The following is a 13,671-nucleotide window of genomic DNA, read 5'->3' as shown; positions in this document are numbered from 1 at the left end:
TTTTACTAAAAATTGGCAAGATCTTGTGATGCAGGTATAAATTGCATGGGATATGACCATTAATCGCACAAAATACAGCGGTTTTCACTTACTTCCCCACAGATTAACTTAAGAATTGATTTTTATGCGAGATTTAATGGCTTAGCGGTAACTAAAAGGTGGAAAGACAATAGGTTGTGCAAGCTCGCTATACAGACGAAAAAAGCAACGCCGAAGCGTTGCTTTTCAAAACAGATTTCACTGTTGTCTGAATTATTGTTTAAACAATAATTAGAACTGGTAAACCAGACCCAGACCCAGAACGTTATCAGTGTTGATACCGTTGTCACGAGTGAACTCGTTGTCTTTCAGCAGGTTGATTTTGTAATCAACAACTGCAGACATGTTTTTGTTGAAGTAGTAGTAAGAACCTACAGAAACATATTTAACGAGGTCTTTGTTACCCCAAGCACCTAGGTCTTTACCTTTAGATTGGTTATAACCAATAGATGGTTTCAGACCGAAGTCGAACAGGTATTGAGCAACTAATTCAACGTTTTCAGTTTTGTTAGCGATATTGTCGTCTGAACCATAACGAGTAGTGTTCAGTGTTTGACCGTACATAGCGGCTAAGTAAACGTTGTTAGCGTCGAATTTACCACCAACGTTCCATGCTTGTGCTTTTTGACCACCAGCAGTTGTGTTATGTTGCTGATTAGGAGTACGAGAAGAGTTAGAGTAACCACCACCCAGTGATACGCCCCAACCTAAATCATACGCTGCTGAGAAACCGTAGCCGTCACCGTTGTCTTTAGCAGCGTCACCTGCTGATGACTTGTTGTTGTCACCGTTTTTACCTTGGTATTGCAGAGCGAAGCTCAGGCCATCAACATAACCGAACGCGTTGTTGTTACGGTAAGTTAACAGGTTACGGTTACGGCTAGTCATGAAGTTGTCAGACTGAGCCATAGTGTCCGCGCCCCACAGTGGGAACACGTCGGTCCATGCGTTCGTGTCGTATACTACACCGTAGTTACGGCCGTAGTCGATTGAACCGAAGTCAGCAAATTTCAGACCCGCGTAAGCTAGACGGTTTTTGTTTTCGCCTTCATTTTCAGCTTTGTTAGTCTTAGTTTCCCACTCAAAACGACCAAAACCAGTCAGTTGGTCAGTGATTTGAGTATCACCTTTAACACCTAAACGAACGCGTGAGTCGTCGCCATCTTCACTTTTCTTACCTTTATCAGCGTCAGCAAAATAGTGACGAACGTCAACTTTACCGTAAACGTCTAGTTTGTTGCCGTCTTTGTTGTATACTTCAGCTGCGTTTGCTGCGCCTGCAGCCAACAGAGCTGGGATAACCATTGCAAGAATATTGCGTTTCATCATTATTATTACCCTCATTGGTGTTATTCGGACACCTGCCACTGCCAAAAATAATTCTCAAAAAAATTTGGAACTATTTATGAGAGATTAGTGTCGTCTATGTCGGCGTCCAGTGTTCCATTGGTAAATAAATTTATCTACCCTCAAAGTGCTACAAAAATAAAGATTCTGAAACAAATGGTAACAAGGTGTTTCAAAATGTAAAAAATAGAGTGAAAAATAACCACAGGTATGACCAGTTTAAAAATAATTACAAAATTTAGGGAACTTTTTTAAAGGTCAAATTGAACTTTTTTTGAACAGCTTAGATAAATATAAGTGATAGATTTGCTTATAGAGAAAACAAAAAACGATGAAAAAAGCGGAATTTTCCGATCTAAGCTAAATCAATTTAAAAAGGGTGCAGAAATTGTGCTCAGTTGGTAACGCTGTGATGTATTTCGCAAATCGACTAAAAAGAATGACGGTGATAAAAAATATCGAGCCATGATAGGCTCGATATTGGAAGCTTATTTGGAAAAGCTGTAGTGATTAGAATGCCGCATTGCGTGGTGTACGTGGGAATGGGATCACTTCACGGACGTTACCGACACCTGTTACATAAGCCACTAAGCGCTCGAACCCGAGGCCAAAGCCTGAGTGAGGCACGGTGCCGTAACGACGTAGGTCACGATACCACCAGTAATCTTCTTTGTTCATTCCAAGCTCTTCAAGACGCGCGTCTAACATATCAAGGCGCTCTTCACGTTGTGAACCACCGATGATTTCACCAATACCGGGGGCGAGTACATCCATTGCTGCCACTGTCTTGCCATCTTCGTTAAGGCGCATATAGAAAGCTTTAATGTCCTTAGGATAGTTTTTAACAACCACAGGTGCTTTGAAATGTTGCTCAGCCAAATAGCGCTCATGCTCAGAAGACATATCAACCCCCCAGTAAACGGGGTTTTCAAATTTCTTACCGCAGGTTTCAAGGATCTTGATTGCGTCAGTGTAATCAACTTGAGCGAAATCTGAATTAACGAAGCTTTCAAGGCGGTTGATAACCTCTTTGTCGACACGTTGAGCGAAGAACTCAAGGTCATCGCGGCGCTCATCCAGCGCAGCTTTAAAGACAAACTTCAACATTTGCTCAGCAAGACCCGCAACATCGTCTAGGCTAGCAAAGGCCACTTCTGGCTCTACCATCCAGAACTCCGCTAAGTGGCGGCTGGTGTTTGAGTTCTCTGCACGGAATGTTGGGCCAAAGGTATAGACTTTGCTTAATGCGGTGGCATAAGCTTCGCCGTTTAATTGACCGGATACGGTTAAGAAGGATTCACGACCAAAGAAGTCTTCACTGAAATCCACTTCGCCTTTGTCGTTACGTGGCAGGTTGTTGTAATCCAGTGTAGAAACACGGAACATTTCACCTGCACCCTCGGTATCTGAAGCTGTAATAATTGGGGTAGAAACCCAAAAATAGCCTTGCTCATCAAAGAAACGATGCAGCGCTTGGGCGAGGGTATGGCGAACACGAGCTACCGCACCAATTAAGTTGGTACGAGGACGCAAGTGTGCGACTTCACGTAAGTACTCAACGCTATGACGTTTTGCAGCCATAGGGTAAGTATCCGGATCTTCAACCCAACCAACAACGTTAACGGCTGTTGCTTCTAATTCGAAAGATTGGCCTTGACCCGGTGACTCTTTCACGATCCCCGTGACTTCAACAGAACAGCCTGTCGTCAAATGCAGGACTTCGTCGTTATAATTAGGTAAATTATTATTGATGACAGCCTGTAATGGGTTAAAGCAGGAACCGTCATAAACGGCGAGGAAAGAAAAACCAGCATTTGAATCTCTCCTTGTACGTACCCAGCCTTGAACGGTGACTTCAGAGCCAACCGCCACACGGCCTTGCAGTACATCGACTACAGGCGCTACGATCATAAAAATTACTCTCTTTTATATAAACGAAATTAACGATGACATTTTCACTGGGCTAAATAAGCCATTTTTCATCTTATAGACCAGTGAAAGTATTTGTTTTCCCGAAATTCTCTATTTCAAGGTTAAAGTTCTATGTTACTTGCCGTGAGGCAGGAAACAAGTAAAAAATCGATACTTTTGTACCAAAAAGTGCAATAGCCTCTAGCTATAACCTAGTTGGGGTTAGAATAGCAAGCAAATATATTATTAAGCGACAAGTTATCGTGTTATTGCGTACGCTGAAAGGGGAATTGGTGTGATACCTATTCCCATTAAGGTATCACACAGTGCATCGCCAAATTAGCAAGCCTTTTCCATTTTAGGAAGATCGAACGCTTTGCGAAGCTGATTAACGAACTCATCGTCTTCACAAATGGTTTTACCCGGACTATCGGATAATTTCGCGACGGGTTTGCCGTTGCATTCAACCAATTTGATCACAATATTCAGAGGTACGACACCGGGAATATTGCAAGTGAGCCTTGTGCCAATCCCAAACACAAGGTTAATGCGTTTATGGAAATAGCGATACAGCTCTAATGATTTTTGTAAGTCGAGACTATCTGAGAACACGAGCGTCTTAGTCATTGGGTCAATGCCTAATTTCTCATAGTGCGCAATGGCCTTCTCTCCCCATTCAATAGGATCCCCTGAATCGTGGCGTAATCCTTGGTAGCGCTTCGCAAAGTTATCATCGAAATCACGCAAAAATGCATCCATCGTGATACAGTCCGTTAATGCAATGCCAAGTTGGTCGGGGTATTCGTCAAGCCAACTTTGGAGTGCAGCACGTTGGCTATTGGCTAACTCAGGGCTAATTTGTTGGTGCGCTTGGAACCATTCATGGGCTTGGGTGCCGACGGGGGCTAGCCCTAATTTATGTGCCAGTTTGTAATTACTTGTGCCCACAAGGTAAGGGAACTCCTCTTTAAGCAAGGAGACGATAGCAGATTGGACATCATAGGAAAAACGGCGGCGCGTGCCGAAATCCATGAGTTTAAAGCGGCTAAGGTCGATATGGTTTTCGGCCGCTTGATCATAAAATACCGTCAGTAATTTTTTCAACTGAGTAACGGCATCTTCTTGGGTCACCTGTGGATGCCTATCGCGTTGAACTATTTCACTGATCAAGGCGAGGAGGGGAACTTCCCACATAATCACTTCGCACCATGGGCCACTAATACGAATTGCGAGCTGCCCATCATCCGCAGTGGTGATATTGACCTGTTCAGGTTTAAAGCGAAACGTTTTTAGCCATGCAAGATAATCGTCTTTGAAAAAAGGAAGCTCTTTTAAATAGTTGGCCTCATCATCGGTGAGTGAAAGGTGAGCCATCAATTGGACTTGCTGGCGGATTTCATCGGCATAGGCACCTAGAATTTCACGACTACGACAGCGGAACTCGGCGACAACCGGTACTTGGCTGTAATGGTGAAATACGGCCTGCTGCATATGAAGCTTATAAGCATCAGTGTCAAGCAGTGATGTAATAATAGGGGTAGCGTCTAAATTCATGGCGCGCAGGCGTCCTCGCGGAGCTATCTACTTATTAGCTAAATCGTTAAAGTTGGAAAAGTATACTCACTTTGACAGAAGATAGAAGCCTTATTGCATCACTCTTGTGTCTGTGAGCATTTCCAATATTTATTTATACTCATCACATTTCGAGTTGTCGCCTTATCGGTGACGGTTATGGCCTATTTGCCATGGCTCTCGAATGATTTAGAGTATACGTCATTGACCAGAATGGCACATTAGCGATTAGAGTTGATTAACAAGCGTTAATATACTCATTGCCAGTCATTGAGCATGAAACGATACTAACACGTAATTTTCTATTTAACAGCGTTATAGCATCAACGAACAAACCAATTGTTAACATTTATCGATACTGATAGTCATAAATCGTTAACATAGTATGATGAGAGTGTTTCTCATATAGCATTTATGTTGCAGCAGCGTATAGTAATATAAAGAAGAATTGGTAAACGACTATATCGAATTAACGAATAAAAAAGGTTTCATATGACCCAATTGCGACAAGCGAAATATCGTCAGGACTACCAAGCACCTGATTATACTATCTCTGAAATTGATCTTGATTTTATCCTCGATCCCGCAAAAACCGTCGTGACGGCAATTAGCCAAGTCAAACGCCTTAACCCAGCCTCATCTACACTGGAACTGCATGGTGAAGACCTTAAATTGGTCTCTATTGAAGTGGATGGTCAGCCTTGGACTGATTATAAAGAGCAAGATGGTAAGCTGATATTGGCATCATTGCCTGAGGCTTTCACGTTACGCATAGTGAATGAAATCAGCCCTGAAAAAAACACAGCATTAGAAGGCCTATATGTTTCAGGGGATGCATTATGCACTCAATGTGAAGCAGAAGGTTTCCGCCATATTACTTATTATCAGGATAGGCCGGATGTGTTAGCGCGTTATACGACGACAATTACCGCCGATAAACAGCGCTATCCTTACTTGCTATCGAATGGTAACCGTATTGCCGAAGGGACACTTGATGATGGGCGCCATTGGGTGAAATGGCAAGATCCGTTCCCTAAACCAAGTTACCTATTTGCGTTAGTTGCGGGGGATTTTGATGTTCTTCGCGACACTTTCGTGACGCGCACAGGCCGCGAGGTCGCATTAGAGTTGTTTGTTGATAAAGGCAACCTTGATCGTGCACCATGGGCAATGCAATCCCTAAAAAATGCCATGAAATGGGATGAAGATCGCTTTGGTCTTGAATATGACCTTGATATCTACATGATAGTGGCGGTTGATTTCTTTAATATGGGCGCGATGGAGAATAAAGGGCTGAATGTCTTTAACTCAAAATATGTGCTCGCTAAAAATGAAACCGCAACCGATAAAGACTACTTAAATATAGAATCTGTTATCGGTCATGAATATTTCCATAACTGGACAGGTAACCGTATCACTTGCCGCGATTGGTTCCAACTAAGCCTAAAAGAAGGTTTGACCGTTTTCCGTGATCAGGAGTTCAGTTCAGATCTTGGCTCTCGCTCTGTCAATCGCATTAATAATGTCAAAGTGATGCGTGCGGCTCAGTTTGCTGAAGATGCAAGCCCAATGGCTCATCCAATTCGCCCTGAAAAAGTGATCGAGATGAATAACTTCTATACGCTAACGGTCTATGAAAAAGGGGCTGAAGTTATTCGTATGATCCATACTCTGCTAGGGGAAGAAATGTTCCAAGCGGGTATGCAACTGTATATTCATCGTCATGATGGCAGCGCCGCAACCTGTGATGACTTTGTGCAAGCGATGGAAGATGCTTCGAATGTGGATCTTTCGTTATTCCGTCGTTGGTACAGTCAATCAGGGACACCTGTATTAACGGTTCGTGATGAGTACTTCCCTGAAAAGCAACAGTATGTGCTGCATGTGAGCCAAATGACACCTCCGACCGCGGATCAGTCAGAAAAGCAGCCGTTACACATTCCACTCGATATTGAGTTGTATGGTGAAGATGGGGCCGTTATTCCTCTGCAATATCTTGGCAGTAGCGTAAACTCTGTATTGAATGTTACGCAAGCATCACAAACATTCACTTTTGATAATGTGCCAAGCCGCCCTGTGCCATCATTACTACGTGAATTTTCTGCGCCAGTTAAATTGGACTATCCATACAGTGATGAGCAACTCGCTTTTCTGATGCAGTATGCAAGTAATGAGTTCTCACGTTGGGATGCGGCTCAGCAACTGATCGGTAACTATGTGAAGATCAACGTTGCGAACTATCAGGCGGGCAACGCGCTCGTTCTCCCTGAGCATGTGATTGATGCATTCCGAGCAGTGTTACTTAATGACACCATCGATCCAGCACTCGCGGCACTGATTTTGACTCTGCCTTCTGAAAATGAGATGGCAGAATTTTTCCAAACTATCGACCCTGATGCCATCCATCATGTTGCTAACTTTATCGCTCATCAACTGGCGACAGCAATGGCTGATGAATTCCTCGCGGTTTATCAATCGATTAAAATTGATGGCTACCGTGTTGACCACAGCGATATTGCGAAACGTTCATTACGTAACGTGTGTTTACAGTATATTGCAGCAGGCGATGATCAAGCACTCGCAGACAAATTAGTGTCAGAACAATTCAAATCGGCCGATAATATGACCGACTCTTTAGCCGCATTAACGGCGGCGAGTGAGTCTCAGTTACCGTGCCTAGAGTCATTAATGACGGCCTTTGATGAGCGTTGGCACCACGATGGCCTAGTGATGGATAAATGGTTTACATTGCAAGGTACTAGCCCTGCACCGGATGTCTTGCAGAAAGTACGTAGCTTGCTGAATCACCGTTCATTTAGTATGAGCAACCCAAATCGTGTGCGTTCTTTGGTTGGGGCGTTTACCTCCGGTAACCCGTCAGCTTTCCATGCGAAAGATGGTAGCGGCTATCAATTCCTGTATGAGATCCTCGTGGATTTAAATACACGTAACCCACAGGTCGCATCGCGATTGATTGAACCGTTGATCCGTTTGAAACGTTTTGACGATAAACGCCAAGGCCTGATGCGCAATACGTTAGAGCAACTCAAAGCGTTGGATAACCTTTCAGGTGATCTGTTCGAAAAAGTGACGAAAGCGCTCGAAAGCTAAGTTCTTTACTGATATTAGCTGTGTTGTTAGCCCTTGAACGTCGTTTCAAGGGCTTTTTCTTTTAAATCAGGCAATCATATTAGGTTGTATGCGGTGCTATTCCATTGACAGCAACGGTTCAATTGCCGATTAAGGCAACTTTGGTTTGCAAGTAGCGAATAAATGAATTTTTTATAGAAAAAAAGGCGTAAAATAGGGTAATCTATGTCGCGTTTTATCGGATGAAAATGTATCCCTGTTAAAAATGGCCTCAGCAAATTTCATTTGTTGAGTGTTTTGACGCGCGGAACATTGTGTCTTTTAATCGCTTTATACACAAAATAGTTTGAGGTGTCGGCAGCAAGTGTTATCGCTGTGCTTACAACTTAAAATATGGTGGGTATAGACAGAAATAGGTTATTGGATATGTTATATCACCTTGCCCGCAAGGCTCTATTCCAGTTCGACCCAGAAAAAGCCCATGAACTGACGTTTCGGCAGCTTCAATGTTTAAATAATTCCCCGCTTAAATTCCTTCTCCGCCAATCTGTTGCTACTAAACCTGTTCAATGTATGGGACTGTCTTTTAAAAATCCACTTGGCCTAGCTGCGGGTTTAGATAAAGACGGTGAATGTATTGATGCTTTTGGAGCAATGGGCTTTGGTTTTGTTGAGATTGGAACGGTGACGCCACGGCCGCAATCAGGTAATGATAAGCCTAGATTGTTTAGATTAGTGGAAGCGGAAGCACTGATTAATCGTATGGGGTTCAACAATAAAGGCGTTGATAACCTTGTTGAAAATGTCAAAAAATCAACTTACGGTGGGGTTATTGGCATTAATATCGGTAAAAATAAAGACACCCCAGTGGAACAAGGCAAGGATGACTATTTAATTTGCATGGATAAAGTTTATGCACATGCCGGTTATATTGCTATTAATATTTCATCACCAAATACGCCAGGTTTACGCACTTTGCAATATGGCGAAGCGTTGGATGATTTATTAAGTGGAATAAAAGCCAAGCAACTGGAGTTACAATCGAAATATCAAAAATATGTTCCTGTTGCGGTTAAAGTTGCACCGGATCTGACCGAAGCAGAAATAATCCAAGTTACCGATAGCTTAGTTCGACATAATATTGATGGTGTGATTGCAACCAATACCACGTTAGATCGTTCTTTAGTTCAAGGTTTAAATCATTGTAATGAAGCTGGCGGTTTAAGTGGACGCCCAGTGCAACTAAAAAGCACAGAGGTTATTCGGATCATTTCTCGTGAATTAAAAGGGCAGTTACCTATTATTGGAGTGGGTGGTATAGACTCATTAACTGCTGCGAGAGAAAAAATGGACGCGGGGGCATCATTAATCCAAATTTATTCTGGTTTTATATATAATGGGCCAAAATTAATAAAAGATATTGTGAACCATATATAGTTAACTGTAAATTTACCTAAAGGGGGCTTTATTTATGCTCCCTTTTAATCTATATTGAGTTGGCTGTCTATTTTTAAATCATTTTGTTTTGCATTTTTAAGATCGAATTATTTTGAGCTAGTATCTTAAAAATATATTTATACTCTAACTCATTTGAGTTGCTTTTAGGCAGTAAGCGAATTATTCGTTTAAAAAATCCTTAGAGCAAAATAATGCAACAGCTAGGGTAATTGAGCACGACTCAATTGGCAACTTAAAGTATGGTGAGTATACCGGTAAATCGCTAAGGGATCGTTTATGATAATAAAACCCGATGATCATTGGCGTTGGTATTTTGATCATGACCATGATAGGGTGATGCTAGATCTCGCCAACGGCATGATATTTCGCTCATGTTTTCCCGCAAAAATGCTGACAGCATTCGCACGTGATGAAATGCCTTTTAGCATTGAAGATGCTGCGGAGTTTTATATATTTGATGAGCAGGCTAAAAAATTAAATCTATCTCATGAAGAACGGGCTGAATTAGTACTGAACAGTTTAGTGGCATTTCGCTTTTTAAAACCGCAAATGCCGAAAAGTTGGTATTTTTCTCCTTTTCACGATATTCAAGTACCTGCGCAAGGTCAGCTTATTCAAGTGTGTTTAGAAAATAGCCATCATATAGCGACATTTATTATTGCTGAGGCTGGTACGTCGGCAAGTTTGTGTTTATTAGCGGAGGCACAATTAGAATTGCCTGATCGTAAATTACGCTTTTGTGATCCAATTAAGATCATGAATGATCGTATGAGGCAATATAAACGCAAGTCTAATCGCTTACTGTATGAGAATGTCATTTAATTGATCGTCCATGATCTATTAATATGGATATTCTTTAATATTCGCCAATAACACCATCAATAAAATAATCGTTATTATTGAGATGATGGTGTTAGAAAATTAGCTTAAAGCTAATTTAATCGCACTTTTGGGAATGCAACTACAGGCTAAGATATAACCATCCGCTTTAATTGCACTTTGTTTTAATGGCGTGACTTCCCCTTCAATCAACTTTATTTTGCATTGACCACAAATACCAGCACGGCAGGAATAAGGTAAAGTGATCCCTTTTGATTCCAATTGTTCAAGGATCACTTCTTGGTTATTTCCTTCATAATCATGATTTTCAAAAGTGACTGTGACCGTACTTAATGGCGTAGAAGGAGTTTTCGCTTTATTATCCGTTTCTCGCTCTTTTGGGATATACTGATTAGGTTGTTTCTTTTCAAGAACCGTCACGGTATCACCCACTCGTATAATTCCAGTATTATGGATAACGACATTTTGCCCGAAATCCACATCACCACTTTCCGTGGTACGGAAGGTTTGTAGTGTTGCTAATGGTTCTCTGTGTGGATGTTTAATGCCTTTTTCAGGGCTAACAGTCGTTAGAATACAGCGGCTACATGGTCTGTCTAAGCTAAAAACGACATCGCCAATCTGAATCGTTTTCCATGTATCTTCTTCGAAAGGTTGGGCACCGGTGATAATCAAATTACCGCGAAATTGCTCAAGCTTAATGCTGGCGGGGCAACGCCTTTGTAGCTCTTGTACCGAAGCTTCATTAATTAATAAGAAGGGGTAGCCATCGGCAAACGACATAGGCACATCGGGCATGGTTTTGACGCGACGTGACAAGTGAGGACTTAACCAGCGTAGTTGAACAGGCTCATCAAAATAACGACTTAGCCAAGTATTGACTGATTCAGGCGCAATAAGTGCATGAAAATGATTGCCCCAGACTTCAGTTGGGCTCTGATTCTCATCAAAGTCCTGATACAATACCGTCACACTTTCACCATCGGGTGCTTTGAGATAAAGCCCATTATTTAACATTGCTGGTGTAAATAGTAACATCTGAGGGTATTTTCTTGCCGTGATAAATTTACCTTCCAGCGTTGTTACCATAAAATTGCGATCAAATATTAGCCCACTGGTATCGGCGTATGCATGAGACAGGCGTATCCCTCTCATTGATTTGACTGGGTGCGTATAAAGGCGTGAAAGCGTAATCATTATTTAATCCTTATAATTGTTGCTGAGCAACTTTATGACAAGTCCATAAGATTAGCTATAATGCGCAACAATTTTTCATCCAAATTGGTAAAAAATACTATGAATTCTCTGTTTGCCAGCACAGCTCGTGGCCTAGAAGAACTATTGAAATCGGAATTGGAAGCTCTGGGCGCTAGTCAGTGCCGAGTTGCACAAGGGGGCGTCTATTTTCAGGCTGATGAACGGGTGATGTATCAGAGTCTACTCTGGAGTAGGCTGGCATCCCGTATCTTATTACCATTGAATGAATTTGATGTTTATAGCGACTTAGATTTATACCTTGGTGTACAAGCTATCGATTGGACTGAGGTATTCTCAGTTGAGGACACATTTTCAGTTCACTTTAGTGGTACAAACGAAGAGATCCGCAATAGCCAATATGGTGCTTTAAAAGTTAAAGATGCCATTGTCGATTGCTTCGTACGTAAATTAGATCAGCGGCCTGATGTTGCACGCCAGCAGCCTGATATTCGTATCAATGTTTACTTGAATAAAGAGAAAGCTAGCGTAGCGCTTGATTTAAGTGGTGATGCACTTCATATCCGTGGTTATCGTGATTTGGCAGGGCAAGCGCCATTAAAAGAGACGTTAGCCGCTGCGATTATCAATCGCTCAGGCTGGCAGCAGGGCACCCCCCTTGTCGATCCTATGTGTGGCTCCGGCACACTATTGATTGAAGCGGCTATGATTGCAGCAGACAGAGCGCCTGGCTTGTATCGTGAACACTGGGGGTTCTATGCTTGGTCAAAATATAACCCTGCATTATGGCGAGAGCTGATCACGGAAGCGCAAGTGCGTTTTCGTCAAGGCCTAAAAGAGACAACATCGCGTTTTTATGGTTTTGATATCGATAAACGAGTGCTTGATATGGCGCGCTCTAATGCACGTAGGGCGGGCGTTCAAACATTAGTGAGTTTCAATCATGGCGATGCTGCTATGCTTGAAAACCCTGTTGAAACAGGCATTAAGGGAACCATTTTAAGTAACCCGCCTTATGGCGAACGTCTTGAAAGTGAGCCTGCATTGATTGCTTTACATAGCCAATTAGGCCGTATTGTGAAGGCGCGTTTCCCTGGTTGGCGTTTATCTATTTTTAGTGCCTCTCCTGAACTGTTAAGTTGCTTACAACTACGCTCTGAACGTGAATTTAAGGCCAAAAATGGCCCATTGGATTGCGTACAGAAAAATTATTTATTGGCAGAAACACCGTCGGAAACGGTCGGTGAAATCTCTCCTGATTTTGCTAATCGCTTACGTAAGAACCATAAAAAACTCAGCAAGTGGGCTAAACAGCAAGGGATTGATTGCTACCGCATCTATGATGCAGATTTGCCAGAATATAATGTGGCTATCGATGTTTATCGTGACAAAGTGGTCGTACAGGAGTATGCACCACCGAAAACGGTGGATGAACGCAAAGCGCGCCAACGTTTATTTGATGTGATCACGGCGACGATGAATGTATTGCAGCTGTCATCTAACCAGTTGGTATTAAAAACACGCCAACGTCAGAAAGGTAAACAGCAATATGAAAAGCTAGCACAAAAAGAGGATTTCTTTTTAGTGCAAGAATACAACGCTAAGATGCTGGTGAACTTAACCGACTATCTTGATACAGGGCTGTTTTTAGACCACCGCATTGCTCGGCGCATGTTAGGACAAATGAGTCGTGGTGCAGATTTTCTTAATCTCTTCTGCTACACCGGTTCCGCAACAGTTCATGCAGGGCTTGGAGGCGCGAAAAGCACCACGTCAGTTGATATGTCGCGTACCTATCTTGAGTGGGCAGAGAAAAACTTACAGGCTAACGGCTTAACGGGTCGCCAACATCGCTTGATCCAAGCTGACTGCTTAAACTGGTTGGCGAATAGCCCAGAACAATTTGATTTGATCTTTATTGATCCGCCAACATTTTCAAACTCAAAACGAATGGATGGTACTTTTGATGTACAGCGCGACCATGTTCAGTTGATCACTCACCTAAAACGCATGTTACGTCGTGGTGGTACCATCATGTTCTCTAACAATAAGCGTGGCTTTAAAATGGATATCGAAGCTCTGAATGCGTTAGGACTACAAGCAGAAGAAATTACCGCCAAAACGCGTTCAGAAGATTTTGCTCGTAATCGTCAGATTCATAACTGCTGGCTGATCCGCCATGCAGCATAAAGGATAACA

8 protein-coding genes are annotated in these 13,671 nt (G+C 42.4%); 4 read left to right on the top strand and 4 right to left on the bottom strand.

All coding sequences use genetic code 11. The annotated features are described in order from the left end of the window. Positions 1 to 270: 270 nt before the first annotated feature. The 3 genes from PR833_RS02545 to pncB form a co-directional block, all read right to left on the bottom strand. Positions 271 to 1,365: a porin gene (locus tag PR833_RS02545; RefSeq protein ID WP_272525898.1), complete on the bottom strand. Its 1,095-nt coding sequence runs from the start codon at positions 1,363 to 1,365 to the stop codon at positions 271 to 273. Positions 1,366 to 1,896: 531 nt separating this feature from the next. Beyond that, positions 1,897 to 3,297 carry an asparagine--tRNA ligase gene (gene asnS / locus PR833_RS02540; RefSeq protein ID WP_004918174.1) on the bottom strand — a complete coding sequence of 467 codons (1,401 nt, stop codon included), beginning with the start codon at positions 3,295 to 3,297 and terminating at the stop codon, positions 1,897 to 1,899. 339 nt (positions 3,298 to 3,636) lie between these two features. Beyond that, positions 3,637 to 4,851: a nicotinate phosphoribosyltransferase gene (gene pncB, locus PR833_RS02535; protein WP_004918176.1), complete on the bottom strand. Its 1,215-nt coding sequence runs from the start codon at positions 4,849 to 4,851 to the stop codon at positions 3,637 to 3,639. Between the two features lie 510 nt (positions 4,852 to 5,361). Here pncB and pepN point away from each other — a divergent pair. The 3 genes from pepN to PR833_RS02520 all read left to right on the top strand — a co-directional run bounded on the left by pepN (position 5,362) and on the right by PR833_RS02520 (position 10,239). Beyond that, positions 5,362 to 7,980 carry an aminopeptidase N gene (gene pepN / locus PR833_RS02530; protein ID WP_163767454.1) on the top strand — a complete coding sequence of 873 codons (2,619 nt, stop codon included), beginning with the start codon at positions 5,362 to 5,364 and terminating at the stop codon, positions 7,978 to 7,980. A 405-nt stretch (positions 7,981 to 8,385) separates the two neighbouring features. Beyond that, positions 8,386 to 9,396, top strand: a complete 1,011-nt coding sequence (pyrD, locus tag PR833_RS02525) for a quinone-dependent dihydroorotate dehydrogenase (protein ID WP_014657940.1) — start codon at positions 8,386 to 8,388, stop codon at positions 9,394 to 9,396. Positions 9,397 to 9,693: 297 nt separating this feature from the next. Then, entirely contained in the window at positions 9,694 to 10,239 is a 546-nt protein-coding gene (locus PR833_RS02520) for a cell division protein ZapC (RefSeq protein ID WP_004918182.1), read from the top strand. A gap of 99 nt (positions 10,240 to 10,338) precedes the next feature. On the opposite strand, the gene PR833_RS02515 is transcribed toward PR833_RS02520, so the two are convergent. Further along, positions 10,339 to 11,454 (bottom strand): YcbX family protein, encoded by a 1,116-nt coding sequence (locus PR833_RS02515; RefSeq protein ID WP_272525855.1) that lies wholly within the window; start codon positions 11,452 to 11,454, stop codon positions 10,339 to 10,341. Positions 11,455 to 11,553: 99 nt separating this feature from the next. On the opposite strand from PR833_RS02515, the gene rlmKL reads away from it, so the two are divergent. Then, positions 11,554 to 13,662: a bifunctional 23S rRNA (guanine(2069)-N(7))-methyltransferase RlmK/23S rRNA (guanine(2445)-N(2))-methyltransferase RlmL gene (gene rlmKL / locus PR833_RS02510; protein ID WP_004918187.1), complete on the top strand. Its 2,109-nt coding sequence runs from the start codon at positions 11,554 to 11,556 to the stop codon at positions 13,660 to 13,662. Positions 13,663 to 13,671 lie beyond the last annotated feature (9 nt).

Origin of the sequence: Providencia sp. PROV189 (genome assembly GCF_028480065.1) — a bacterium.
GTDB lineage: Bacteria > Pseudomonadota > Gammaproteobacteria > Enterobacterales > Enterobacteriaceae > Providencia > Providencia stuartii.
This window is presented reverse-complemented; position numbering and strand designations above follow the sequence as displayed.

Excerpts from the sequence above, each read along its gene's own strand:
- PR833_RS02545 (WP_272525898.1), bottom strand. The coding sequence starts at position 1,365 with ATGAAACGCAATATTCTTGCAATGGTTATCCCAGCTCTGTTGGCTGCA.
- asnS (WP_004918174.1), bottom strand. The coding sequence starts at position 3,297 with ATGATCGTAGCGCCTGTAGTCGATGTACTGCAAGGCCGTGTGGCGGTT.
- pncB (WP_004918176.1), bottom strand. The coding sequence starts at position 4,851 with ATGAATTTAGACGCTACCCCTATTATTACATCACTGCTTGACACTGAT.
- pepN (WP_163767454.1), top strand. The coding sequence starts at position 5,362 with ATGACCCAATTGCGACAAGCGAAATATCGTCAGGACTACCAAGCACCT.
- pyrD (WP_014657940.1), top strand. The coding sequence starts at position 8,386 with ATGTTATATCACCTTGCCCGCAAGGCTCTATTCCAGTTCGACCCAGAA.
- PR833_RS02520 (WP_004918182.1), top strand. The coding sequence starts at position 9,694 with ATGATAATAAAACCCGATGATCATTGGCGTTGGTATTTTGATCATGAC.
- PR833_RS02515 (WP_272525855.1), bottom strand. The coding sequence starts at position 11,454 with ATGATTACGCTTTCACGCCTTTATACGCACCCAGTCAAATCAATGAGA.
- rlmKL (WP_004918187.1), top strand. The coding sequence starts at position 11,554 with ATGAATTCTCTGTTTGCCAGCACAGCTCGTGGCCTAGAAGAACTATTG.